This is a genomic window from Streptomyces sp. NBC_00122, from assembly GCF_045160845.1.
Taxonomy (GTDB): Bacteria; Actinomycetota; Actinomycetes; order Streptomycetales; family Streptomycetaceae; genus Streptomyces.
Map to the genome: position 1 here is coordinate 5,220,962 of NZ_CP108191.1, position 24,520 is coordinate 5,245,481.

Annotated in this window: 23 protein-coding genes and 1 pseudogene; 8 read left to right on the forward strand and 16 right to left on the reverse strand. The window is 71.5% G+C overall.

Features of this window, described 5'->3' with window-relative positions; genetic code table 11:
• The first annotated feature begins 46 nt into the window (after window positions 1-46).
• The 7 genes from OG737_RS24425 to OG737_RS24455 all read left to right on the forward strand — a co-directional run bounded on the left by OG737_RS24425 (window position 47) and on the right by OG737_RS24455 (window position 6,831).
• On the forward strand, window positions 47-985 hold the full coding sequence (locus OG737_RS24425) for a carbohydrate ABC transporter permease (protein ID WP_405921966.1): 939 nt from the start codon (window positions 47-49) through the stop codon (window positions 983-985).
• Window positions 985-1,863, forward strand: a complete 879-nt coding sequence (locus OG737_RS24430) for a carbohydrate ABC transporter permease (protein WP_405921967.1) — start codon at window positions 985-987, stop codon at window positions 1,861-1,863. The genes OG737_RS24425 and OG737_RS24430 overlap by 1 nt, the downstream gene beginning before the upstream one ends.
• The gene (locus OG737_RS24435) at window positions 1,863-3,173 is read left to right on the forward strand and encodes an ABC transporter substrate-binding protein (protein WP_405677956.1); all 1,311 of its coding nucleotides are present in this window, start codon (window positions 1,863-1,865) and stop codon (window positions 3,171-3,173) included. The genes OG737_RS24430 and OG737_RS24435 overlap by 1 nt, the downstream gene beginning before the upstream one ends.
• A 43-nt stretch (window positions 3,174-3,216) precedes the next feature.
• On the forward strand, window positions 3,217-4,419 hold the full coding sequence (gene mgt, locus OG737_RS24440; protein ID WP_405677953.1) for a macrolide-inactivating glycosyltransferase: 1,203 nt from the start codon (window positions 3,217-3,219) through the stop codon (window positions 4,417-4,419).
• Between the two features lie 210 nt (window positions 4,420-4,629).
• Window positions 4,630-5,178: a DUF1697 domain-containing protein gene (locus OG737_RS24445; RefSeq protein WP_405677951.1), complete on the forward strand. Its 549-nt coding sequence runs from the start codon at window positions 4,630-4,632 to the stop codon at window positions 5,176-5,178.
• A gap of 273 nt (window positions 5,179-5,451) precedes the next feature.
• Window positions 5,452-6,102: a DUF4360 domain-containing protein gene (locus OG737_RS24450; RefSeq protein WP_328928289.1), complete on the forward strand. Its 651-nt coding sequence runs from the start codon at window positions 5,452-5,454 to the stop codon at window positions 6,100-6,102.
• 60 nt (window positions 6,103-6,162) lie between these two features.
• A complete protein-coding gene (locus OG737_RS24455) occupies window positions 6,163-6,831 on the forward strand; it encodes a DUF4360 domain-containing protein (RefSeq protein WP_405677949.1) in 669 nt (222 codons plus the stop codon).
• A gap of 138 nt (window positions 6,832-6,969) precedes the next feature.
• Here OG737_RS24455 and OG737_RS24460 read toward each other — a convergent pair whose 3' ends face one another.
• Window positions 6,970-8,829 (reverse strand): transglycosylase domain-containing protein, encoded by a 1,860-nt coding sequence (locus OG737_RS24460; RefSeq protein WP_405921968.1) that lies wholly within the window; start codon window positions 8,827-8,829, stop codon window positions 6,970-6,972.
• Between the two features lie 376 nt (window positions 8,830-9,205).
• Window positions 9,206-9,854, reverse strand: a pseudogene (locus OG737_RS24465) (aldo/keto reductase).
• A 44-nt stretch (window positions 9,855-9,898) separates the two neighbouring features.
• On the opposite strand from OG737_RS24465, the gene OG737_RS24470 reads away from it, so the two are divergent.
• Window positions 9,899-10,900: a ketopantoate reductase family protein gene (locus OG737_RS24470; RefSeq protein WP_405677947.1), complete on the forward strand. Its 1,002-nt coding sequence runs from the start codon at window positions 9,899-9,901 to the stop codon at window positions 10,898-10,900.
• Between the two features lie 16 nt (window positions 10,901-10,916).
• Here OG737_RS24470 and OG737_RS24475 read toward each other — a convergent pair whose 3' ends face one another.
• From OG737_RS24475 to OG737_RS24540, 14 genes are all read right to left on the reverse strand, one after another.
• Window positions 10,917-11,678, reverse strand: coding sequence for a CbiX/SirB N-terminal domain-containing protein (locus OG737_RS24475; RefSeq protein ID WP_328928292.1), 762 nt, complete (start codon window positions 11,676-11,678; stop codon window positions 10,917-10,919).
• 5 nt (window positions 11,679-11,683) lie between these two features.
• Entirely contained in the window at window positions 11,684-12,565 is an 882-nt protein-coding gene (locus OG737_RS24480) for an ABC transporter permease (protein ID WP_405921969.1), read from the reverse strand.
• The gene (locus tag OG737_RS24485; protein ID WP_405921970.1) at window positions 12,552-13,346 is read right to left on the reverse strand and encodes an ABC transporter ATP-binding protein; all 795 of its coding nucleotides are present in this window, start codon (window positions 13,344-13,346) and stop codon (window positions 12,552-12,554) included. The genes OG737_RS24480 and OG737_RS24485 overlap by 14 nt, the downstream gene beginning before the upstream one ends.
• 34 nt (window positions 13,347-13,380) lie before the next feature.
• Complete coding sequence (locus OG737_RS24490) at window positions 13,381-14,529, reverse strand: aliphatic sulfonate ABC transporter substrate-binding protein (protein ID WP_328928295.1); 1,149 nt, start codon at window positions 14,527-14,529, stop codon at window positions 13,381-13,383.
• A gap of 230 nt (window positions 14,530-14,759) precedes the next feature.
• Window positions 14,760-16,091 (reverse strand): GTP-binding protein, encoded by a 1,332-nt coding sequence (locus tag OG737_RS24495; protein ID WP_328928296.1) that lies wholly within the window; start codon window positions 16,089-16,091, stop codon window positions 14,760-14,762.
• A 2-nt stretch (window positions 16,092-16,093) separates the two neighbouring features.
• Entirely contained in the window at window positions 16,094-17,032 is a 939-nt protein-coding gene (gene cysD / locus OG737_RS24500) for a sulfate adenylyltransferase subunit CysD (RefSeq protein ID WP_328928297.1), read from the reverse strand.
• Window positions 17,029-17,574, reverse strand: coding sequence for an adenylyl-sulfate kinase (gene cysC / locus OG737_RS24505; protein WP_328930464.1), 546 nt, complete (start codon window positions 17,572-17,574; stop codon window positions 17,029-17,031). The genes cysD and cysC overlap by 4 nt, the downstream gene beginning before the upstream one ends.
• 35 nt (window positions 17,575-17,609) lie before the next feature.
• Window positions 17,610-18,323, reverse strand: a complete 714-nt coding sequence (locus OG737_RS24510; RefSeq protein ID WP_405921971.1) for a phosphoadenylyl-sulfate reductase — start codon at window positions 18,321-18,323, stop codon at window positions 17,610-17,612.
• Window positions 18,320-18,499, reverse strand: coding sequence for a hypothetical protein (locus OG737_RS24515; RefSeq protein WP_328928299.1), 180 nt, complete (start codon window positions 18,497-18,499; stop codon window positions 18,320-18,322). The genes OG737_RS24510 and OG737_RS24515 overlap by 4 nt, the downstream gene beginning before the upstream one ends.
• Window positions 18,496-20,205, reverse strand: coding sequence for a nitrite/sulfite reductase (locus OG737_RS24520; protein WP_405921972.1), 1,710 nt, complete (start codon window positions 20,203-20,205; stop codon window positions 18,496-18,498). The genes OG737_RS24515 and OG737_RS24520 overlap by 4 nt, the downstream gene beginning before the upstream one ends.
• A gap of 212 nt (window positions 20,206-20,417) precedes the next feature.
• Window positions 20,418-20,501: a putative leader peptide gene (locus tag OG737_RS24525; RefSeq protein WP_312847410.1), complete on the reverse strand. Its 84-nt coding sequence runs from the start codon at window positions 20,499-20,501 to the stop codon at window positions 20,418-20,420.
• 188 nt (window positions 20,502-20,689) lie between these two features.
• Complete coding sequence (locus OG737_RS24530) at window positions 20,690-21,253, reverse strand: GNAT family N-acetyltransferase (RefSeq protein ID WP_328928301.1); 564 nt, start codon at window positions 21,251-21,253, stop codon at window positions 20,690-20,692.
• Window positions 21,254-21,266: 13 nt separating this feature from the next.
• Entirely contained in the window at window positions 21,267-22,595 is a 1,329-nt protein-coding gene (locus OG737_RS24535; protein WP_328928302.1) for a GAF domain-containing protein, read from the reverse strand.
• A gap of 271 nt (window positions 22,596-22,866) precedes the next feature.
• Window positions 22,867-24,510, reverse strand: a complete 1,644-nt coding sequence (locus tag OG737_RS24540; protein WP_328928303.1) for an acyl-CoA dehydrogenase family protein — start codon at window positions 24,508-24,510, stop codon at window positions 22,867-22,869.
• Window positions 24,511-24,520 lie beyond the last annotated feature (10 nt).

Here is a 24,520-nt window from a genome sequence, read left to right on the forward strand (position 1 = left end):
CGCGGCATCAGGCCCTGCGCACGATGACCGCAGCCCGGCCGTCCCGATGCGGACGATCCGGACGATCCGCCGGGAGGGGGTGAAGGTGACCGCCGCCGCCCCCGTGCGCACGGGCCGACGGGCCGACCCCGGAGCCTGGTTCCTGGTCCTGCCCGCCCTCGTACCCATCCTGCTGCTCAGCGTGGGCCCGCTCCTCTACGGCCTCGCCCTCGCCTTCACGGACGCCCAGTCCGGGCGTACCGAGCCCACCCGGTGGGTCGGGCTGCGGGGCTTCCAGGACCTGCTCCACGACCGGCTGTTCTGGGAGTCGTTCCGGATCGGCCTGGTGTGGGCGGCCGGGGTCACCGTCCCGCAGTTCCTGCTGGGACTCGGCCTCGCCCTGCTGCTCAGCCAGAACCTCCGGCTGCGCTGGCTGGCGCGCTCGCTCGCGATCATTCCGTGGGCCATGCCCGAGGTGGTGGTCGGCATCATGTGGCGGCTCGTGTACCACCCCGACGCGGGGGTGCTGGGCGAGATCCTCTCCGGCCTCGGCCTCGCCGGGGACACCGACTGGCTCAGCGGCCTCGCCACCGCCCTGCCCGCCGTCGTCGTGGTCGGCATCTGGGCGGGCATGCCGCAGACCACGGTCGTGTTGCTGGCCGGACTGCAGAACACCCCGCACGAGCTCCACGAGGCCGCCGCCCTCGACGGTGCCGGGGCCTGGCGCCGCTTCCGGACGGTGACCTGGCCCGCGATCCGGCCGGTGGCGCTGTCCGTCTCCGCGCTCAACCTCATCTGGAACTTCAACTCCTTCGCCCTGGTCTACGTACTGACCAACGGCGGGCCCGGCGGCCGCACCCGGCTGCCCATGCTCTTCGCGTATGAAGAGGCCTTCCGCTACGGCCAGTTCGGCTACGCCGCGGCCATGGGGTGTGTGATGGTCGCGGTGATCTCGGTCCTGCTCGCCGTGTACCTGGCCGGCCGGCTCAGGGAAGGGGACGCCTGATGGGGCCGCGCCACGGGGTTCGGGCCTCCCGGGCCGCCCCGGTCTCCCGGACCTCCCGGGCCGCGCGGGCCGGCCAGTACGCGGCGCTCGCCGCCTACCTGGTCTTCCTCGCCTTCCCGTTCCTGTGGCTGGTCTCCACCGCATTCAAGCCCGCGCGCGAACTCGGCAGCCTGCACCCCACCTGGATTCCCGATCACCCGACCCTCGGCAACTTCCGCCGGGCCTTCGCCGAGCAGCCACTGGTGCACGCCGCGCTGAACAGCCTGCTCGCCGCGGTGTGCGCCGCCGTGATCGCGGTCGTCCTCGCCACCCCCACGGCCTTCGTCCTCGCCCGCCGGCCCGGGCGGGCGGCCGCGGCCGCCACCGGCTGGGTCGTGGTCAGCCAGGCCTTCCCCTTCGTCCTGGTGATCATCCCGCTGTTCCTGGTGCTGAAGAGCCTGCACCTGGTCAACTCCGTGCCGGGCCTGGTCCTCGTCTACGTCGTCTGGTCGCTGCCGTTCGCCCTGTGGATGCTGGTCGGCTACGTCCGGGCCGTCCCGCCGGAGCTGGAGGAGGCGGCCGCGATGGACGGGGCCGGGCGGCTGCGCACCCTCGTCTCGGTCGTCGCGCCGCTGCTGGCGCCGGGGATCGTGGCGACCGCGCTGTTCGCCTTCATCACCGCCTGGAACGAGTTCTTCTTCGCCCTCGTCCTCCTCAAGACCCCGGAGAAGCAGACCTTGCCGGTCGTTCTGACCCACTTCCTGGGCGCCGAGGGCGCCGCCGACCTCGGCCCGCTCGCCGCCGCGGCCTTCCTCGCGACCCTTCCCTCACTGGTGATCTTCGCGGTCATCCAGAAGCGGATCACCGGCGGCATGCTGGCCGGGGCGGTGAAGAGCTGATGAGGACCAGCGGGTGGCGGGCCGGGGCGGGCGCGCTCGCACTGGTGGCCGGGCTGCTCGGCGGGTGCTCCCCGCCGGGCGGCGGCGCCGGTGACGGGCCCGTACGGCTGAGCTTCCAGTCGCTCGCCTGGCAGAAGGAGTCCGTCGACGCGAACAAGGCCCTGGTCGCGGCGTGGAACGCCGCCCACCCCGAGGTCCAGGTCCGTTATGTCCAGGGCAGCTGGAGCAGCGTCCACGACCAGCTGCTGACCTCCTTCGAAGGCGGCGAGGCGCCCGACGTCATCCACGACGCCTCCGACGACCTCGCCGACTTCGCCCACGGCGGCTACCTCGCCGACCTGCGGCCCCTCCTCTCCGACCGGCTCAGGACCGACATCCCGGCCGCCTCCTGGGAGTCCGTGACCTTTGGAGCCGACGGTGGTGTGTACGGGGTCCCGTTCCTCCAGGAACCCAGGGTCCTGATGGCCAACACCGGGCTCCTGCGCGCCTCGGGGGTCCGCATCCCCACCCCCGAAGCCCCCTGGAGCTGGGAGGAGTTCCGTACGGCCGCCCGGCAGCTCACCGGCGAGGGCCGGTACGGGGTGGCCTGGCCGCTGAGGGACCCGGTCTCCGCCACCCTCAACCTCGGCCTGTCCGCGGGCGGCAGGCTCTTCCACCGCGACACCGACGGAAGGGCCGTCATCCGCTGGGCCGAGGGCGACGCCGTGGTCCCCGCCACCATCCGGGCCCAGATCGAGACCGACCGCAGCGCCTCCCGGGCCACGCTCGCCATGGGCGGGTCCGACACCCTGCCCGGCTTCTTCGGCGGCCGGTACGCGATGGTGCCGCTCGGGTTCTCGTACCGCCAGCAGATCGCGCGGCAGGCTCCGCCCGGCTTCGCCTGGCAGGTGCTGCCGCCTCCGGCCGGGGCGGACGGCCTCGGCGGGCCGATGCAGGGGGTGAGCCCGCAGACCCTCTCCATCGCACGGGACAGCCAGCACAAGAAGGAGGCCGCGGCCTTCGTCGACTTCATGCTGAGCCCGGCCAACATGGTCCGCCTCGCCCGCGGCGACTGGATGCTGCCGACCGGCACGCAGGCGCTGGCCGACCCCGCCCTGCACACCCCCGAGCTCGGCTGGGCCACCGGCACGGCCCTGGCGGGCGGGCTGCGCCCGGCGCCCGCCCAGTCGGTGCGCGGCTATCCCGAATGGAAGGACAAGGTCGCCACGCCGGCCCTCCAGGAGTTCTACAGCGGGGCCATCGACCTGGGAGAACTGGAGAAACGCCTGGTGGGGGACGGGAACAGGGTGCTCGCGCGCTACCAGAGATGAATTCACGTTGCACGAGACGTATCGTCTCGCTAGGGTCGTGGGCATGACCTCAGCCAAGCCCGCACACATCGCCATGTTCTCCATCGCCGCCCACGGGCACGTGAACCCGAGCATCGAAGTGGTCCGGGAACTCGTCGCCCGGGGCCACCGCGTCAGCTACGCCATCCCCGCCGCCTTCGCCGAGAAGATCGCCGAGACCGGCGCCACGCCGGTGATCTGGACCTCCACCCTCCCCACCGACGACGATCCCGAGGCGTGGGGAACCGAGCTCATCGACAACCTGGAGCCCTTCCTGGACGACGCCGTCCAGGCGCTCCCGCAGCTCGCGGCCGCCTTCGAGGGCGACGAACCGGACCTCGTCATCCACGACATCACCGCCTACCCGGCACCCGTGCTCGCCCACCGCTGGGGCGTGCCCGCCGTCTCCCTCTCGCCGAACATGGTCGCCTGGGAGGGGTACGAGGAGGAGGTGGCGGCGCCCATGTTCGCCGAGCTGAAGGCGTCGGAGCGCGGACAGGCCTACTACGCCAGGTTCGCCGCCTGGCTGACCGAGAACGGCCTCGGCGACCAGGTCGACCGCTTCCAGGCCGCCCCGCGCCGCGGCCTCGTCCTGATCCCCCGGGCCCTCCAGCCGAACGCCGACCGCGTCGACGAGTCCGTGCACACCTTCGTCGGCGCCTGCCAGGGCGACCGCGCGGCGACCCAGGGGCGCTGGCAGCGCCCCGATCCGGCCGACGGCAGGAAGGTGCTGCTGGTCTCGCTCGGCTCCGCCTTCACCAAGCAGCCCGCCTTCTACCGGGCCTGCATGGACGCCTTCGGGGACCTGTCCGACTGGCACGTCGTCCTGCAGATCGGCAAGTTCACCGACGAGGCGGACCTCGGCGAGATCCCCGCCAACGTCGAGGTCCACCGCTGGGTTCCCCAGCTCGACATCCTGCGCCAGGCCGACGCCTTCATCACCCATGCGGGCGCCGGCGGCAGCCAGGAGGGCCTCGCCACCGCCACCCCGATGGTCGCCGTACCGCAGGCCGTCGACCAGTTCGCCAACGCCGACATGCTGGCCGCGCTCGGCGTGGCCCGGCACGTCCCGATGGACCGGGCGGACGCCACCACCTTGCGGGAAGCGGTACTCGGACTGCTCGCCGACCCCGAGGTCGCCCGGCGCGCCGAAGCCGTCCGCGCGCAGATGGCCACCGAGGGCGGCACGCGCCAGGCCGCCGACCTCATCGAGGCCGAACTGTCCTAGGGCGGGCCTCAGCGGCCTCGGGGAAGTGGGGCACGTCCCCGCGCCGTTCCCCCGGCTACCGCTGGGAGGTGCCCCCAGGCACGGCACCTCGCCGCGTTGTCGCAATTCACGAGTACGTCCAGTACAAGGGCACTGCTGCGCCTTGCGATGCACCGCACCGGACGACGCGGAAACGCACCCCACTTCCCCGAGGCCGCTTAGTGTGCCCCCATGGCGAAGAAATACGCGGCGCTGTTGCGCGGCATCAATGTCGGCGGGAGCAAGAAGGTCCCGATGGCGGAGCTGCGCTCCGTGCTGGAGGGGCTCGGGCACGGCGAGGTACAGACGTACCTGCAGAGCGGGAACGCCGTCTTCAGCAGCGCCGAGAAGGACCCGACGGCGCTCGCCAGGGAGCTGGAGGCGGCCGTCGAGGCCCACTTCGGGTTTCCGGTGCCGTGCCTGGTGAGGGACGGCGCGTACCTGCGGGCCGTCGTCGAGGCCTGCCCCTTCCCGGCGGCCGAGCTGGAGGGCAAGCAGCTGCACGCCACCTTCCTCTCCGAGCAGCCCGGCGCCGAACGGTTCGCCGCGATCGACAAGGCGGCGTACCTCCCGGAGGAGTACCGGCTCGGCGACCGCGTCATCTACCTCTACGCCCCGGGCGGCCTGGGCCGCTCCGAACTGGCCCCGGTCCTGCTGAGGCCGTCCGTCCTCAAGGGCGTCGACGCGACCAGCCGCAACTGGAACACCGTCGTGAAGCTCGTGGAGCTCACGCAGGGGTGAGCGGGGGCGAGCTCCGGTCCGCCACGCGGAGGCGCGGCCGGGCCTCTCGGGGTGGTTCTGGTCATTTTCCCGACCTGCGCGACCGGCGGTGGCCGCTCGCGGCGGGGGAGCGGGCTGATGAGGGGGCGGGGAGGGGGGCGGGGCCCTGAGTGGAATCGGCCAGGGAAATACCGCCGGGGCCGTTGGCCGTATCACGCCCTTCCCGGTCTCACCCGTTCGTGATGGCATGTGCATGCCAATTCGCATCGGGTCCGCACGAATGGAGAAATCGAGATGTTGCTCCGCAGACTGACTTCCGGCGCGGCCGTGGCGGCGTTATCGGCCGTGGCCGTTGCCGTACCCGCGCAGGCCGATTCCGTGTACACGCCGCCCGGGAGAATTACGGTCGAGGTGGTCGGAGCCAACGGATCGGGGTGTCCGCAAGGGACCGCGGACGTGGCAGCGGCCTCCGACAACACCGCCTTCACCGTCACGTACAGCAATTACCTCGCCCAGGCCGGAGCCGACGCGGGCGGTACCGAGTTCCGCAAGAACTGCCAGCTCGCCCTCCGGATCCACGTGCCCCAGGGGTTCACCTACGCCATCGCCCGCGCCGACTACCGCGGCTTCGCGCACCTCCAGCGCGGGGCCTTCGGCCAGGAGCGCGCGAACTACTACTTCCAGGGCTCCGCCCAGACGGCCCGCACGACCCATCAGTTCAACGGCCCGTACACGGACAACTGGCAGGCGAGCGACCAGACGGGGTACGCCGACCTGGTCTGGGCGCCGTGCGGCGAGGAGCGCAACCTCAACGTCAACACCGAACTGCGCGTCTACGCGGGGACGTCGAACCCGCAGGCCCTGAGCTTCATGAGCATGGACTCGACGGACGGCAGCGTCAGCACGGTCTATCACTTCGAGTGGAAGGAATGCACCGCGGTCTGACGCCGGCAGTCCGGCACCGAGTGAGTGCAGGAACCCGACTCATGGTCAGGAGTGACAACGATGTCTCATTCCCTGTCTCGTACCCTGCTCACCATCGGCGCGGCCGCCGCGCTGATCGCCACGGCGACGCCGGCCGGAGCGGCCGGTCCCGGCCCGCTGATCACGGCTCCCCCGGACAAGATCGTGATCGAGCTCGCCACGGTGAACGGATCCGGCTGCCGCGAAGGCACCGCCGAGGTGGCCGTCGCACCGGACAACACCGCCTTCACCGTCACCTACAGTGAATACCTCGCGCAGGTCGGCCCCGGCGCCCCGCCCACGGCATTCCGCAAGAACTGCCAGCTCAATCTCCGCGTGCACGTGCCTTCGGGTTTCACCTACGCCATCGTCCAGGCGGACTACCGCGGATTCGCGTTTCTGCAGCCCGGTGCCTGGGGTCAGGAACGGGCGAGCTACTACTTCCAGGGAATGCCCCAGACTTCCCAGCGGACCCATCAGTTCAACGGGCCGCTCAACGACAACTGGCAATCGAGTGACAAGACGGAGTACGCCGATCTCGTCTGGGCGCCGTGCGGAGAGAAGCGCAACTTCAACATCAATACCGAACTGCGCGTGAATGCGGGCACTTCCAACCCGCAGACGTCCACCAGCTTCATGGCCATGGACTCCACGGACGCCAGTGTCAGCACCCTCTACCACCTCGCCTGGCAGGTGTGCCCGACCCCCTGAGAGGTCGTTTCGCCCGTGAGCCGGTCCTCGGTGGCCGGCTGACCCCGACGCTGTCCGCCGTCCCGTCGGTCCGGGGGCACGATCGGGTCGATCGCGCCCCCGGACCGACACCGGAGAGCGTCCCGCGCTACGAGACCGTCACGGGCGGTCCTGGGGACCATCCGCCGGGTACGGTGGCGCAGGCACCGCCGCCTCGTTGTAAGCCTTCCAGATCAGCGGCGGGAAGGCGCTGCCCCGCTCGGCATCCGGGCCGCCCACACCCTGCATGGGCAGCAGTTGCGGGACGTCGGGCTTCGTACGGAACATCGCGACCGAAGTGCTCAGGTCCGGCGTCGCGCCGATGAACCAGGCTGAGTTCATACGGTCGTTCGGACCGGTTTTGCCTGCCCAGGACGGGGCGGCCGGCCGGCCCGTCGGCGGTCCGACGGCGCTCCCGCTCACCTGACGGAGCGCCGCGCCCACGATCGAGGCTGCCTCGGAGCTCATTGCCCGCCGCGGTTTGGGTCGGCCCAAGCCGTCCACCGCGACGCCGTTCCGCTCGACCTTGGACACCGAGTAGGGCTCGGTGGCCCGGCCCTCGTTGACGAAGGTCGTATAGGCGCTGGCCAGCCGGACGGCGCTGGGGGTGGAGGTACCGATGGAGAAGGTCGGCTCCAGCTTGGCCATGCTCTCCTCACGCAGTCCCGACGCGACCGCGAGCTCCTTGACCTTCTTCAGCCCGATCTCCTTGCCGATCTCCACGAAGGGCGTGTGGGAGGAGTCCACCAGGGCCGAGTGGAGGTCCATGGATGCCATGGGCGCCCGTATCGGCGCGGGTTTCAGAGGATCCGGATCAGCGCTCTCGGCGGAGCGTTCCCTGCCTTCGAGCTCCTTCTCCAGCGCGGCGGCGTACACGAAGGGTTTGAACGCCGAGGCAGCAGGGACGCCTGAGGTGTCCGCGTTGTTGGTGAAGTGTTCGATCGCATCCGAGCCGCCGTAGACCGCGACGATCGCTCCGTCCTCGGGGCGTATCGAGGCGGCGCCGACCTGCACGTACTCGTCGTCCGCGCGGTTCTTCGGGTCCAGTCGGTCCGCACGTACCTGCTCGACGGCCTTGGTCAGCGCGAGGACCTTGTCCTTCTCGAAGGTGGTGTGAACGCTGTAGCCGCCACTGGCCAGCTCCTTGCCCGTGATCCCGCTGCGGCTCTTGAGGTACTTGTTGGCGATGTCGACGAGGTAGCCGATCTGCCCGGCCTGACTGGTCGGCTTGACGGGAGGCTTCGGCTCGGGGAATTCCGTGTACTTCGCGCGTTCCTCGGCGCTCATCGTGCCCGTGCTGACCTGACGGTCCAGGATCCAGCTCCAGCGGTCCTCCGCGCGTTCGTGGTTGTCGGCGCTGAGGGACGGGTCAAAGCTTTCCGCGCCTTTGAGGACAGCGGCCAGCAGAGCTCCCTGACTGGGGTTCAGCTCCTTGGCGGGGATGCCGTAGTACGCGTACGAGGCTGCCTGGACGCCGTACGCGTCGCGGCCGAACCAAGAAGTGTTGAGATACCCCTCAAGGATCTCCGTCTTGGGCCGCTGGTTGCTGACCTTCAAGGAGAGGAAGAGTTCCTTGATCTTTCGCTCGACGGTTTGGTCCTGGCTCAGATAGGTGTTCTTCACGTACTGCTGCGTGATCGTCGAGCCGCCCTGGGTCTCATCGCCCTTGACGATGTTGACAGCAGCGCGGCCGATGCCCGTCACGGAGACGCCCGAGTCCCTGTAGAAATCCGCGTTCTCCGCCGCGATGACGGCGCGCTGGACGGAATCGGGCACCTGGGAGAGCTTCACGTCCTGCCGGTTCATATCGCCGACGCTCACCATCCGGCTGCCGTCCGCCCAGTAGTAGACGGTGGCCTGCCGGCGCGCGGAGTCGTGCGCGTTCGGGATCTCGACCTGTAGGTAGACGGCGGTCAAGAGGCCGGTGAGGGCGCCGGCGAAGAGCAGGAACAAGCCGGAGATCAGTTTCCAGGAGGGCATCCAGCGCCGCCAGCCCCGCCGGCCGTGCCTGGGGAAGTCGATGGGGCGGCGACGAGCCTTGCGGACTGCTCTCCTACGGTTCTTCGCTCGGCCCGCGCGGCGCCGTGTGCGCTCCGGACCTTCCGACTGGTCCGGGCTTTCCGTGTCGTCCGGACTTCCGATGCGATCCGCGCGGCGTTTGTGGGGCAGCCTCATGGGGGATGCCAACCTCCTCGATCGCGAGTCCGTCACCTCGGGGGCGGTGACGGGCTCGGCGGAGAAGATGATCAGATCGCGTTCGAGGTTGGGCCGTTCATGAAATCTTCATACGCGGCACGGGCTTCAAGGGCTGTCCGGACAGGTCGGTGACGCGGTCGGCGTCGTGCGCCACCGGGAATCACCGGACGGTCGTCAGCGCGTCCAGCAGCTCCAGCTCCCGTGCGGTGAGCCGGATCGTCGCCGCGTCCAGGTTCTCCGCCAGGTGTACGGGCGAACCCGTACCCGGAGTGGGGCACAGCACGGGCGAACGGTGCAGCAGCCACGCCCGCCGCGCGCAGCTGCCCGGCGGTGACCGTGTCCAGCCCGATGTGCCGGATCTTGCCCTCCGCACGCAACTGGGCCAGTGCGCCCAGATGTTCCGCCATCGGCACCGCGGGGTCGAAGCGGTGCAGCTGGTACAGGCCGATCCGCTCCACGCGCAGCCGCCGCAGGCTCGCCTCGGACATCGCCCGCAACTGCTCGGGGCGCCCCGCCACATGCCACTGATCGGGACCGATGCGCACCACCCCGCTCTTGGTGGCGACGACGAGCTGCTCCCCGTACGGGCGCAGGGCGTCGGCGATCAGCTCCTCGGCCAGGTCGGGGCCGTAGTTGTCGGCGGTGTCGATGAGGGCGACTCCGCGCTCCACCGCCGTACGCAGCAGCTCCCGGGCCTCGGCGCGCCCGCCGCGCGGGCCTCAGTAGCCGGGGCCGACCAGACCGCCCGTACCGAAACCGGGCCGCCGCACGGGCAGGTCCCCACCGAGCGCGAATACCTCGTTCACCATGCCCCGACGGTAACGCGGGGCCCCGGATGTGCCAGGCTCTGGGCATGCGTTACATCATCATCGGCGCGGGCGCGGTGGGCGCCACCATCGGCGGACGGCTCGCGGAGGCGGGCGGCGAGGTCGTCCTCGTCGCGCGCGGCGCTCACGCGCAGGCCCTGCGGGCGGACGGCCTGCGGCTCACGACGGCCGACGGGACGCGGGTGCACCGGCTGCCCGTGGCCTCCGGACCGGCCGAACTGGGCGAACTGCGGCCGGACGACGTGCTGTTGCTGACGGTGAAGACCCAGGACGCCGTCGCCGCGCTCGACGCGTGGGGCGACGCGGAGGTCGCGGGCGGCGGTACTGCGGCGCAGCGGCTGCCGGTGCTGTGCGCGCAGAACGGCGTGGAGAGCGAGCGGCTGGCGCTACGGCGCTTCGCGCGGGTGTACGGGGTGTGCGTATGGCTGCCCTCCACCTTCCTGGAGCCGGGCGTGGTCTCGGCGCTGTGCACGCCGCTGACCGGCATCCTGCACGTGGGCCTGGCGGCGGGCGGCACGGACGCCGTGTCCCGCGCTGTCGCGGCGGACCTCGGGAAGGCCGGCTTCGAGGCGCCGGTGGTCGAGGACGTGATGCGGTGGAAGTACGCGAAGCTCCTGGGGAACCTGGGCAACGCGATCCAGGCCACGACGGGCCCCGAGCCGGACGCCGCGAAGGCGGCGCTGCTGGGGCGGGCCGCCGGCGAGGCGAAGGCGGCCTTCGCGGCCGCGGGCATCGCGTACGCCTCGGAGGCCGAGCAGGCCGAAGCGCGCGACGGCAAGGTGAACCAGCCGCCGGGGATTCGGGGCGGGTCGTCGTGGCAGAGCCTGGCGCGGGGGACGGGGTCGGTCGAGGCCGACTACCTCAACGGGGAGATCTCTCTGCTGGGCCGGCTGCACGGGGTGCCGACGCCGGTGAACGACGTGCTGCGGCACGCGGCGAACATCTTCGCCCGCGAGGGCCTGCCGCCGGGCGCGATGTCCATCGAGGACCTGACCGCCCTGGCCGACGAGGCCGCGGCCCGGTCCTGACCCCGGCGGGGCGCGGCTACGCCGACAGGGCGGGGAGGCGGGCCGGGGCCGAGGCGGCGGCGTCGTAGCGGCGCAGCAGCAGGCGGGCCAGTTCCGGGGCCGCGCCGAGGACCGGCGCGATCACGTCCGCGCCCGCGGCTTCGGCGCCCGCCGCGATGCGGTCCGGGAGCCGCCCCGGGGCGATGACGTAGGGAGCCACCGCCACCCGGGCGAAGCCCTCGGCACGCAGGGCCCGTACGGCGTCTTCCGTACGGGGAAGGGCAGCGGAGGCGAACGCAGGCCGCACGGCGCACCAACCGGTGTGCCGCCACTCCCGCGCGGTTTCAGCGATCGCTGCGATCGCCTCCGGGTCTGTGGAACCGGCGGACGCGAGCACCACCGCGGTGGTGGCGCGGTCCGCCGGGGTGAGTCCGGCCTCGGCCAGCCGGCGTTCGAGGGCCGAGACGAGGAGCGGGGACGGGCCGAGGACATCGGCCACCCGGACCGACAGCCCCGGCAGCCGGGCCGTCGACTCGGCCAGCGCCGCCGGGATGTCGGACTTCGCGTGGAACGCCCGGGTGAGCAGGAGCGGCAGTGCCACGACGTCCCGTACGCCCGACAGGTACAGCGAGGACAGAACCTGCCCCACGGACGGGGTGTTGAAGTCCAGGAAGGCCGTCTCCACCCGCAGCCCGGGCCGCAGCGCCCGGGCCCGCCCGGTGAGGGCGTGCACGGTCGCCGCGTGCCGCGGGTCGCGGCTGCCGTGGGCTATGACCAGGAGTGCCGGCGCGGGGGACACGGGACTCACTTGACCAGCAGGCCGCGGCTGCGCAGCACCCAGCGCTCGACTGGGCTGAAGATCAGCAGGTCGATGGCGATGCCGACGACGAGGATGAGGATGATCGCGAGGAAGACGCCGGGCAGGTCGATGTTGTTGCGGCCGTTCTCCAGCAGCTGGCCCAGGCCCAGGCCGAGGTCGGGGGAGCTGGCGATGATCTCGGCGGCCATGAGGGAGCGCCAGGAGAAGGCCCAGCCCTGCTTGAGGCCGGCCAGGTAGCCGGGCAGTGCGGCCGGCATGACCACGTGCCGGGCACCGCTCAGCCCGGTGGCGCCCAGGGTGCGGCCGGCCCGCAGGTAGAGGGGCGGGATCTGGTCGATGCCGGAGACGAGGCCGTTGGCGATGGACGGGACGGCGCCCAGCAGGATCACCGTGTACATCATGGCGTCGTTGAGGCCGAACCAGAGCACCGCCGGTGGCACCCAGGCGACTGAGGGCAGGGACTGCAGGCCCTGCAGGATCGGGCCGATCGCGGCGCGGACGAACTTCACCCGGGCGACGAGGAGGCCGAGCGGGGTGCCGATGGCCAGGGCGAGGAGGAAGCCGAGCAGGCCGCGGGAGACGCTGGTCCAGATGACGTCCAGGAGCGTGCCCTTGAGCCACATGCCGGACAGGCTGTCCCATACGGCGGACAGGGCGGGGAGTTTGGTCTCCTCGGTGACCTTGGCCGCGACGAGGATCTGCCAGACCAGCAGGACGAGGCCGACGGCCAGGAACGGCGGCAGGACCTTCTTGACGAGGAGTTCGCGGACGGGGGTGCGGTGGGTCTGGACCGCGTCCAGGGCGTCGAGGCCGGCCTCCAGGCCCGCCAGGTCGTCCGTCTTCGCCTTCGTGTCAGTGCTGGCCATGGCGGCGGATCTCCCCACGCAGGTGTTCAGTGATCTCAAGGGACAGTTCCGCGACGTCCGCGTCCTCGATGCGGCGCGGCTGGGCGATGTCCACGGTCCATTCCTTGGCGACCCGGCCGGGCCGCGAGGAGAGCAGGACCACCCGCTGGGCGAGGCGCACGGCCTCGCGGACGTTGTGGGTGACGAACAGGACGGACAGCGGGGTCTCGGCCCAGATGCGGGTGAGTTCGCCGTGCAGTACGTCCCGGGTGATGGCGTCGAGCGCGGCGAACGGCTCGTCCATCAGCAGGAGCTGGCTGTCCTGGGCGAGCGCGCGGGCCAGGGCGACGCGCTGGCGCATGCCGCCGGACAGTTCGTGGACGCGCTTGCCGTAGGCGCCGCCGAGGCGGACCAGCTCCAGGAGGCGTTCGGCTTCGGGCTTGCGGTCGGTCTTGGGCAGCCCGCGCAGGCGCAGGGCGAGTTCGATGTTCTTGCCCGCGGTCAGCCACGGGAACAGGGCGTGCTCCTGGAACATCAGGGCGGGACGGCCGCCGGGGGTTTCGATGGTGCCCGCGCTGGGCTTGTCGAGACCGGCGACCAGGTTCAGCAGGGTGGACTTGCCGCATCCGGAGGCCCCCAGGATGGTGACGAACTCGCCGGGAGCGACATCGAGGCTGATGTCGTCCAGGACGAGCTGCGATCCGGCCGGGCCGGAGAAGGACTTCGAGACGTGCTCGATGCGCGCGGCGTGCGTGTGCTCCGCTGCGATGCCCTCGGCAGCCTTGGCGAGCGTGGTGGCCATGGTCGTCACCTCCTGGGGTTGCTGGATTTCGGGGTTACTTGGCGCCGAGACCGGCGTCGGAGACCTCGGGCTTGCCGGCGGCCTTGAGGACCTTGTTCAGCAGCGTCAGGTCGTAGATCCCGGCCAGGTCGGGCTGCTCGATGAGCTTGGCCTTGACGGCCCACTCGGACTCGGTCTTCAGCGTCGTCGCCAGCGGGTCGTCGGTGACCAGGATGGACGGCCACGCCGGGTCGATGACCTTGGCGTCGAGTGCCTTGCCGCTCTCCGCCTGCAGCTTCGCGTTGGCGGAGGCCTTCGCCTTGTCCGGGTTCGCGTTGATCCACTCGTTGGTCTTCACCGTGCCCGCCAGGACGGCCTCGACGACGTCCGGGTGCTCCTTGAGGAACTTCTGCGACACGATGACGTTCGTGATCACGAACTTCTTGTCGGGCCACAGGGCGGTCTCGTCGAGGAGTACGGAGCCGCCGTCGGAGACGAGCTTGGAGGCCGTGGGCTCGGGCACCCAGGCGCCGTCGATCGAGCCCTGCTTGAAGGCGTCCGGGGTGACCTTGTTGTCCGTGCGGACGACGGAGACGTCACCCTTGCCGGACTCCGGGTCGACCGACCAGCCCTTCTCGGAGATCCAGTTGAGGAACGCGACGTCCTGGGTGTTCCCCTTCTGCGGGGTGGCGATCTTCTTGCCCCTGAGGTCGTCCAGGGTCTTGATCTTGTCCGGGTTCACGACCAGCTTGACGCCGCCGGAGGCGGAGCCGGAGATGATCCGCAGGTTGGTGCCCCTGGACTTCACGTAGGCGTTGATCGACGGCGAGGGGCCGATGAAGCCGATGTCGAGAGAGCCGCCGTTGAGGGCCTCGATCTCGGACGGACCGGCGTTGAAGGACTGCGGCTTGATCGCGGTGCCGCCCAGCTCCTTCTGGATCAGGCCCTCCTGGAGGCCGACCAGCGCGGTGGCGTGCGTCAGATTCGGGAAGTACCCGATACGCACCTCGGCAGCCGACAGCTTCTTGCCGCCGGTCGCGGCGGCGTTGGCCGTCTTGTCCTCCGTCTTCTGCGCCTGGGAGCCGTAGCCGCAGGAGGCGAGTGCGCCGATCAGCAGCGGCAGCGCGGCAGCGGCGACGACGCCGCGGCGCAGGGAGGAGCGGGTGGTACGGGTATCACCGGTGGTGATGGCGGTGGCAGGCACGGGAGGACTTCCTCTCGTGACGTGGTCATCTCATGACGCACGTCTTCGTCTGTGGGGCAAGGGCGGTCTCGGGTACGGCTCGTGGGGGGTGAGGGCGCGAAGGCGGGATGCCGACGGCAATTCGGTCATCGCGCACATCGCGCCACCCCTCCCTGGCCGCTGCCGAGGGCGCCGCTGCCTACCCGGCCGCCCTCCTTCGCGAAGGTGGAGTAGATGTCGGAAAGCATGATCTAGAAGTCCCACCCTTCTTCGTCCGCCTGGACTGCCGTCTCGGCCTTGGAGGCGAAGGATTCGCCGGCCATGCCCGCCGCGAGGGTGGTGCCGTCGGCCGGGTCGATGAGGAGGAAGGATCCGGTGCGGCGGGAGTCGGCGTACGCGTCGAGCGCGAGGGGCTCGGCGGTGCGGACGACGACGCGGCCGATGTCGTTGGCGACGAGCTGTCCGGGGCTGGGGTGCTGGGACAGGTCGTCGAGGGTGAGCCGGGAGGGGATCTCCTTGACGATGGCCTTGACGGTGCGTGTGGTGTGCTTGATCAGGACGCGGGCGCCGACGGCCAGGGGCTGGTCGGCGACGTGGCAGACCGTGGCCTCGACGTCCTGGGTGGTGGCCGGGGCGCTCGCGGAGGGTGCGATCAGGTCGCCGCGTGAGATGTCGATGTCGTCCGCGAGCCGCAGGGTCACCGACTGGGGTGCCCAGGCGATGTCCACGGACTGGCCGAGCGTGTCGATGCCGGCGATGGTGCTGGTGCGGCCGGAGGGCAGGACGGTGACGGGCTCGCCGACGCGCAGGACACCGGAGGCGATCTGGCCGGCGTAGCCGCGGTAGTCGGGGTGCTCGGCGGACTGGGGGCGGATCACGTACTGGACGGGGAAGCGGGCCGGGCAGGCGGTGAGGTCGTGGCTGACCGGGACGGTCTCCAGGTGCTCCAGGACGGTGGGGCCGCCGTACCAGTCCATGTTCGCGGACGGCTCGACCACGTTGTCGCCGGCCAGCGCCGAGATCGGGATCGCGGTGATCTCGGGGACCCCGAGGTCGGAGGCGTAGGCGGTGAACTCCTCGGCGATCGAGGCGAAGACCGTCTCCTGGTAGCCGACGAGGTCCATCTTGTTGACGGCCAGCACGACGTGCGGGACGCGCAGCAGGGCGGCGACGGCGGCGTGGCGGCGGGTCTGCTCGATCACGCCGTTGCGGGCGTCGACCAGGACCACGGCCAGGTCGGCGGTGGAGGCGCCGGTGACCATGTTCCGGGTGTACTGCACGTGCCCGGGGGTGTCGGCGAGGATGAACCGGCGCCGGGCGGTCGCGAAGTAGCGGTAGGCCACGTCGATGGTGATGCCCTGCTCGCGTTCGGCGCGCAGGCCGTCGGTGAGGAGGGCCAGGTCCGGGGCGTCCTGGCCGCGGTCCTGGGAGACCCGCTCCACGGCCTCGAGCTGGTCCTCCAGGACCGACTTCGAGTCGTGCAGCAGGCGGCCCACCAGGGTGGACTTGCCGTCGTCGACGGAACCCGCGGTGGCGAAGCGCAGCAGCGTCGTGGCGCTGAGCTGCTCGGTGGTGGTCGTCATGTCTAGAAGTACCCTTCGCGCTTGCGGTCTTCCATCGCGGCCTCGGACAGCTTGTCGTCGGCGCGGGTCGCACCCCGCTCGGTGAGCCGGGACACGGCGATCTCGGCGATGACGGCGTCCAGCGTGGTGGCGTCGGAGTCGACGGCGCCGGTGCAGGACATGTCACCGACGGTGCGGTAGCGGACCAGCCGCTTCTCGACCGGCTCGGTGTCCTTGGGGCCGCCCCACTCGCCTGCGGTCAGCCACATGCCGGCCCGCTGGAAGACGTCCCGTTCGTGGGCGAAGTAGATCTCGGGGAGTTCGATGTCCTCGCGGTCGATGTACTGCCAGACGTCCAGCTCGGTCCAGTTGGAGAGCGGGAAGACCCGGACGTGCTCGCCGGGGGCGTGGCGGCCGTTGTAGAGCTGCCACAGCTCGGGGCGCTGGCGGCGCGGGTCCCACTGGGAGAACTCGTCACGCAGGGAGAACACCCGCTCCTTGGCGCGGGCCTTCTCCTCGTCGCGGCGGCCGCCGCCGAACACGGCGTCGAACCCCAGCTGCTGGATCGCCTCGGTGAGGGGGACGGTCTGCAGCGGGTTGCGCACGCCGTCGGGGCGCTCGCGGAGCTTGCCGGCGTCGATGTACTCCTGCACGGAGGCCACGTGCAGCCGCAGGTTGTGCTTCGCCACGGCCGCGTCGCGGTAGGCGAGGACCTCGGGGAAGTTGTGGCCGGTGTCGACGTGCAGCAGCGTGAAGGGCACCGGCGCCGGCGCGAACGCCTTCAGCGCCAGGTGCAGCATGACGATCGAGTCCTTGCCGCCGGAGAACAGGATCACCGGCTTCTCGAACTCACCCGCCACCTCACGGAAGATGTGCACGGCCTCCGACTCAAGAGCGTCGAGGTGTGACAGCGCGTACGGCGCGTCGGTCTCGTCGTGGACGTGTGCGACGGTCGTCGTCATGCCAGACCCCTCTCGGTGAGCAGCGCGTGCAGGGCCGAGGCCGACTCCTGCACGGTCTGCGTGTGCGACTCGATACGGAGGTCCGGGGACTCCGGCGCCTCGTACGGGTCGTCGACCCCGGTCAGACCGGAGATCTCGCCCGCCGCCTGTTTGGCGTACAGGCCCTTCACGTCACGCTCCGAGCAGACCTCGACCGGAGTGGCCACGTGCACCTCCAGGTAGGAGGTGCCCTCGGCGGCGTGCCGCTTGCGAACGGCCTCACGGCTGTCCGCGAACGGCGCGATCACCGGCACCAGCGCCTTGACGCCGTTGCTCGCGAGGAGTTCGGCGACGAAGCCGATCCGCTGCACGTTGGTGTGCCGGTCCTCGCGGCTGAAGCCGAGGCCGGCGGAGAGGAACTCGCGGATCTCGTCGCCGTCGAGGACCTCCACACGGTGGCCCTCGGTGCGCAGCCGCTCGGCCAGCGCGTAGGCGATGGTGGTCTTGCCCGCGCTCGGCAGCCCGGTCAGCCACACGGTGGCGCCCTGGTCGCTCACGCTCATCTGCTCTGTCTCCGTAAGTTCTTCGCTGGTCGTCATCAGCCGTGCAGTCCGCACTCGGTCTTGCCGCGCCTGGCCCAGCGCCCGGCCCGCGCGTCCTCGCCCTCCGCCACGCGGCGGGTGCAGGGGGCGCAGCCGACGGAGGCGTAGCCGTCCATCAGCAGCGGGTTGGTCAGCACCCCGTGCTCGGCGACGTACGCGTCCACGTCGTCCTGGGTCCAGCGGGCGATCGGCGAGAGCTTGACCTTCTGCCGCTTCTCGTCCCAGCCGACGACCGGGGTGTTCGCCCGCGTCGGGGACTCGTCGCGGCGCAGGCCCGTCGCCCACGCGTCGTACGCGGTCAGGCCCTCTTCGAGCGGCTTGACCTTGCGCAGCGCGCAGCACAGGTCGGGGTCGCGGTCGTGCAGCTTCGGACCGTACTGCGCGTCCTGCTCGGCGACCGTCTGGCGCGGGGTGAGGGTGATGACGTTGACGTCCATCACCGCTTCGACCGCGTCACGGGTGCCGATGGTCTCCTCGAAGTGGTAGCCCGTGTCGAGGAAGACCACGTCCACGCCGGGGAAGGCGCGCGACGCCAGGTGGGCGACGACCGCGTCCTCCATGGAGGAGGTCACGGCGAACTTCTTGCCGAAGGTCTCGGCCGCCCAGGTGAGGATCTCCAGGGCGGAGGCGTCCTCCAGGTCGCGGCCCGCCTGCTCGGCCAGCTCCTTGAGAGCCGGCGCCTTGAGACCGGCGTCTTGAGCAGTGGTCATATCTCGTCCCCTCCAGCGATGTTGGACTGAACACCCCGGGCCAGCAGCCCGAGGTACTTCAGCTGGAAGGCTCGGTTGCAGGCCCTGCATTCCCAGGCGCCGTGGCCCGTCTCATGGGGAAACAGGTCCTCGTCGCCGCAGTACGGGCAGTGGAAAGGTGCGGCGCGCTCGCTCACGAGAGGCTCTTCTCGTCCGCGCGGGCGACCCACGCCGCGAAGCGCTCGCCGTCCTCGCGCTGCTCCTCGTAGCTCTTGACGACGCGCTCGACGTAGTCGGGCAGACCGGCGGAGGTGACCTTGAGGCCGCGGACCTTGCGGCCGAAGCCGGCCTCCAGGCCGAGGGCGCCGCCCAGGTGGACCTGGTAGCCCTCCACCTGGTTGCCGTCGTCGTCCAGGACCAGCTGGCCCTTGAGACCGATGTCCGCCACCTGGATACGGGCGCAGGCGTTCGGGCAGCCGTTGAGGTTGATCGTGATCGGCTCGGCGAAGTCCGGCAGGCGGCGCTCCAGCTCGTCGATCAGCGAGGCGCCGCGCGCCTTGGTCTCGACGATGGCCAGCTTGCAGAACTCGATGCCGGTGCAGGCCATCGTGCCGCGGCGGAACGGGGACGGGTTGACCCGCAGGTCGAGCGCCTCCAGGGCCGAGACCAGCGAGTCGACCTGGTCGGCCTCGATGTCGAGGACGATCATCTTCTGCTCGGCGGTGGTGCGCAGGCGGCCGGAGCCGTGCTGCGCCGCGACGTCCGCGATCTTGGTCAGGGTGGCACCGTCCACGCGGCCCACGCGGGGCGCGAAGCCCACGTAGAAGCGGCCGTCCTGCTGCTGGTGGACGCCCACGTGGTCGCGCCACCGGCCGCTGGGCTGCTCGGGCGCGGGGCCGTCGGTGAGCGCCCGCTTCAGGTACTCGTCCTCCAGGACCTGGCGGAACTTGGCCGGGCCCCAGTCGGCGACGAGGAACTTCAGGCGGGCGCGGGTGCGCAGCCGGCGGTAGCCGTAGTCGCGGAAGATCGAGATGACGCCCTCGTACACGTCCGGGACCTCGTCGAGCGAGACCCAGGTGCCCAGGCGCACACCGAGCTTGGGGTTGGTGGAGAGGCCGCCGCCGACCCAGACGTCGAAGCCGGGGCCGTGCTCGGGGTGGTTGACGCCCACGAACGCGATGTCGTTGATCTCGTGCGCCACGTCGAGCAGCGGCGAGCCGGAGACCGCGGACTTGAACTTGCGGGGCAGGTTGGAGAAGGCGGGGTTGCCGACGATGCGGCGGTAGATCTCGTCGATGGCGGGGGTGCCGTCGATGATCTCGTCCTGGGCGATGCCGGCGACGGGGGAACCGAGGATGACGCGGGGCGTGTCACCGCATGCCTCGGTGGTCGAGAGGCCGACGGCCTCCAGGCGGCGCCAGATCTCCGGGACGTCCTCGATCCGGATCCAGTGGTACTGCACGTTCTGGCGGTCGGTGAGGTCGGCGGTGCCGCGCGCGAACTCCTGCGAGATCTCGCCGATGACGCGGAGCTGCTCGGTGGTCAGCCGGCCGCCGTCGATGCGGACGCGCAGCATGAAGTACTTGTCGTCCAGCTCCTCCGGCTCCAGGATCGCGGTCTTGCCGCCGTCGATCCCGGGCTTGCGCTGGGTGTAGAGCCCCCACCAGCGCATGCGGCCGCGCAGGTCGTTGGGGTCGATCGAGTCGAAGCCCCGCTTGGAATAGATCGTCTCAATGCGTGTCCGCACGTTGAGACCGTCGTCGTCTTTCTTGAACTGCTCGTTGCCGTTGAGGGGCGTGTGGTGTCCGACGGCCCACTGGCCCTCACCGCGGTGACGGCCGGTCTTGCGGCGCGCGGCAGCTGCGGGAGCTGCGGCTGCGGGCGTTTCGGGGGTGGCGGCCATGGCGGTACGTCCTTCTTCGGCGGCTCAAGGCAAGGGCAGGGGGAGGCGGCGGCGTAGCGTGACCCCTGGACTCTGAGCGGGTGTGGCTGATTCCCGCCCCCATGCCGGGGTGGCCGGCGGGCAGGGCGGTACATCGGCCTCAGGGGGCTAACGGGTGATCGGCGCGTCCGCGGCGGCGGGGACGACGACGATGTGCGGCGTGGCTGGTTCCGTCAGCGCGCCGGACAGATGGCGCTGGACATGCGGCCGAGATCGACGTGCCGCCGACTCACCAAGGCAATTCCAGCTCCATTCATGGCGGAAGCGTGTCATGTGCCTCTTGGAGGAGTCCACTACTGTCCACGATCCGGACGAAGTCGTCTCGAATCATGGGATGGCGTGACGGGGGTCACCTGCCGGGGGGCGGGCGCCGCCGCTGCCGGGGGCTCCGCGCCGCGGGGTCCGGGGCAGCGCCCCGGACCCCGCCGGGCCGGACTCCGAGGGGCTACGCGCCCGGCCAGGGGCCCGGGGTCGGGGTGTCCTGCTTGGTCTCCGTCTCCGTCATGAAGACCTTGAAGCCGCGGCGGAGGTAGTTGTCCATCGCCGTCGGGCCGTCCTGGCTGCAGGTGTGCAGCCAGACCCGGCGGGTCGGCTCGCGGTCCGGCCAGCGCTCCGCGAGGTCCCAAGCGCGGGCGATGCCCTCCGACAGCAGGTGCCCGCCGATGCGGCGGCCGCGGAAGTCCGGCAGCAGCCCGAAGTAGATGATCTCCACCACACCGTCGGCCTGCGGGTCGAACTCGACGTAGCCCGCCGGCGTGCCCCGGTCGTACGCCACCCACGTCTCCACGCCCGGCCGTCCCAGCTGCTCCACCCACTGCGCCCGGGTCAGGGACAGCCGGTCCGTCCAGTGGATGTCACCGCCCACCGAGGCGTACAGGAAGCGGCTGAACTCGGGGGAGGGGACCTCCGCCCGGGCGACGGTGACCTCCGGGCCGGGCCCGGTCGCGGGTATCAGGTCCTCCGGGGAGGTCATCTCCAGGGACCACGTGGTGAGGGTGATGGTGCTCATGCCTGTCAGGGAATCACATCCCCCAGCCGCCGCTCGGGGGTCCCCCGGGCCCCGCCCCCGCCCGGCGGCCCCGGATCACCGCCGGGGCGGTGGAGTGGGGGAGCAGCGCGGCCGGGTCCTCGGGGCGGATCAGCTCCACCTCCACGTCGTCCGCGAAGCGGTACGGCCGGTGGGTCAGCACCCCGGCGAGGTTGCGGCGTACGCGGGACATCTCCGCGCGGACCGTCACCGTGCGCGTCGGGTCCCCGAACAGCTCCCCGGACAGCTCGGCCGCCGAGCGGCCCCGCGGGCTCTCCGCCAGCAGGAACAGCAGCTCCGCGTGGCGCGGGCTCAGCTCCTGCGACCAGCTCCCGGCGGCCCCGTACACCGTCGCCGACCAGGAGCCGGACCGGCTGAGGTCGACGACGACCCGGGTCACGCCCGTGCTCGTACGCTCCTGCGCGACCTGCAGCAGCCAGCCGCCGGGCAGCGGCTCCACCGCGCAGTCGCCGAGCTGCGGCACCCACACCCGCCCCGGGCCGAAGCCCTTCGGCAGCGGGATGCGCTCCACGCGAGCCAGGCCCGTCACGGCCGCCGTCCAGCCGTTGGGGTCCACGGCGAGCGCCTGCCCCGGCAGCCGGGCCAGCAGCGGGGCCGCCACCGCCCGCAGCCGCTCCAGTGACTCCAGGTGCCGCACGCGCAGCTCCCGCTCCGCGAGCCGGGCCACCGAGCTCACCCAGGCCAGGGTCGCCGGGTGCATGGTGGCCAGCGGCCCGCTCACGTCGACCACGCCGAGCAGCCGGCCGTCCCGCGGGTCCCGTACGGGCGCCCCCGCGCAGGTCCAGTCGTGGTGGCTGGAGACGAAGTGCTCAGCGGAGAACACCTGGACCGGCCGCCGGGTCACCAGCGCGGTGCCCACCCCGTTCGTGCCGACCACGGCCTCGTCCCAGTCGGCCCCCACCCCGAAGCCGAGCCGGTCCGCCTTGCGCAGGATGGAGGAGTGGCCCTCCCGCCACAGCAGCCGCCCCTCCGCGTCGGCCACGACCATGATGTGCAGGGCCCCGTCCAGCGCGGGCAGCAGGCCCTCCCGCAGCACCGGGAGGATCTCCCGCAGCGGCGACTCGTGCCGCCGCTCCTCCGTCTCGGCGGCCGACAGCATCCGCGAGCGCGCGTCCCGGTCCGGGTGCACCCCGCCCGCCAGCATCCGGCGCCAGGACTCGGCGATCTCCGGCCGCGGCGCGGCCGGAGGGCGGTCCCCGGCCAGCGCGGCCGCCCGTACGCCCTTGAGCAGACGCGCGGCCTCCCGCGCGTCCATGGCCGAGATGCGGGCCGCATCGACCGTACTGCCGGTGGTGTCGGCCATCGGAACCTCCCCGTGCGAACAGGACGTACGACGGAAGCCGCCGGGCGGCTGCCGACTCAAAGGTTGCAACGGTATGCAACCCTCGCCAAGTCCCGGCCGCCCGACCGAAACTGTCCGGACGTCGCTGTGCGGCGTGACAGCTCCTCCTCGGGGCTTCTCGGGTCAGGGGTGGTGCCGAGTCGGCGCGGCGCCATCCCTGATCCCGGTCACGGGCCCGGATCCCGGCTGGGATCGGTCTGGGGACCGCAGGGGTGCCCGGCGGCCCCCGTCCCTAGCCCGCGATCCGCGCCCGTTCCACGACCGTCCGCAGGTCCAGGCTGTGCGGCAGCGTGCCGAAGGCCGCACCCCAGTCGCCGCCCAGGCGCGAGGCGCAGAACGCGTCCGCCACCTCGGGCGGGGCCCACCGGACCAGCAGCGACCCCTGCAGTACCAGGGCCATGCGCTCCACCACGCGGCGGGCCCGGGCCTCGATGCCGTCCAGGTCGGCGAGGTCCGTCAGCAGGTCCTTGATGGCCGAATCGAGCCGGTGGTCCGCACCCCGCGCCAGCCCGACTTCCTGGAGGAACGCGTTCAGCGCCTGCGGCTCCCGCTGGAGGGCGCGGAGCACGTCCAGGGCCTGGACGTTGCCCGAGCCCTCCCAGATGGAGTTCAGCGGCGATTCGCGCAGCAGTCTCGGCAGCCCGGACTCCTCGACGTAGCCGTTGCCGCCCAGACACTCCAGGGCCTCTGCCACCATCGGCGTACAGCGCTTGGTCACCCAGTACTTGGCGGCCGGCACGGCCAGGCGCAGGAAGGCCCGCTCCTGCTCGGTCCCGGCGTCGTAGGCGGCCGCGAGCCGCAGGGTCAGGGTGGTGGCCGCCTCCGACTCCAGGGCCAGGTCAGCGAGGACGTTGCGCATCAGAGGCTGGTCGATGAGCGGCGCTCCGAAAGCAGAGCGGTGCTCCGCGTGGTGCACGGCCTGCGTCAGCGCCTGCCGCATCAGCGAGGCCGATCCGATGACACAGTCCAGCCGGGTCGCCGCGACCATCTCGATGATGGTCCGCACCCCCCGGCCCTCCTCGCCCACCCGCCGCGCCCACGTCCCGTCGAACTCCACCTCGCTCGACGCGTTCGACCTGTTCCCCAGCTTGTCCTTGAGCCGCTGGATGGCGAAGACGTTGCGCGTGCCGTCCGGCAGCACCCGGGGCACCAGGAAGCAGGTCAGTCCTCCGGGCGCCTGCGCCAGCACCAGGAAGCCGTCGCACATAGGCGCAGAACAGAACCACTTGTGCCCGGTCAGCAGGTACTCGCCCGACGCGTCCAGCGGCACCGCGGCCGTCGTGTTCGCCCGTACGTCGCTGCCGCCCTGCTTCTCCGTCATCCCCATGCCGAAGAGCACACCGGCCTTCTCGGCGGCCGGCCGCAGCCCCTCCTCGTACACGTGCGAGGTCAGCCGCGGCTCCCACTCGGCGGCGAGCGAGGGATCGGTCCGCAGCGCCGGTACGGCCGCGTGCGTCATCGAGACCGGGCAGCCGTGCCCCGCCTCGGCCTGCGACCACACGAAGAACCCGGCGGCGCGGCGCAGATGCCCGGCCGGGCGCCCCCAGGCGTCGGTGAGCCCGGAGGTCACCGCCTTCCCGAGCAGCCGGTGCCAGGCCGGGTGGAACTCCACCTCGTCGATCCGGTTCCCGTACCGGTCGTGCGTCCGCAGCTTCGGCGGGTTCTCGTTCGCCTGCGCACCCCATTCCTGGGCCTGCGCGGAGCCCGCCGAGCGCCCGAGGAGGGTGAGCTCCTCCTGGACCTCACCGAGGAGTCCGGGGTCCGCGGAGGCCAGATGACGCTCCACGCCCTCGGTGAGGGCCCGGTCGCCCCCGTAGACATCGTGGCCCACGAGGGGCGGAGCCTGATTGCTGACTGTGTGGGTGGTGGCTGCCATGCGGATACCG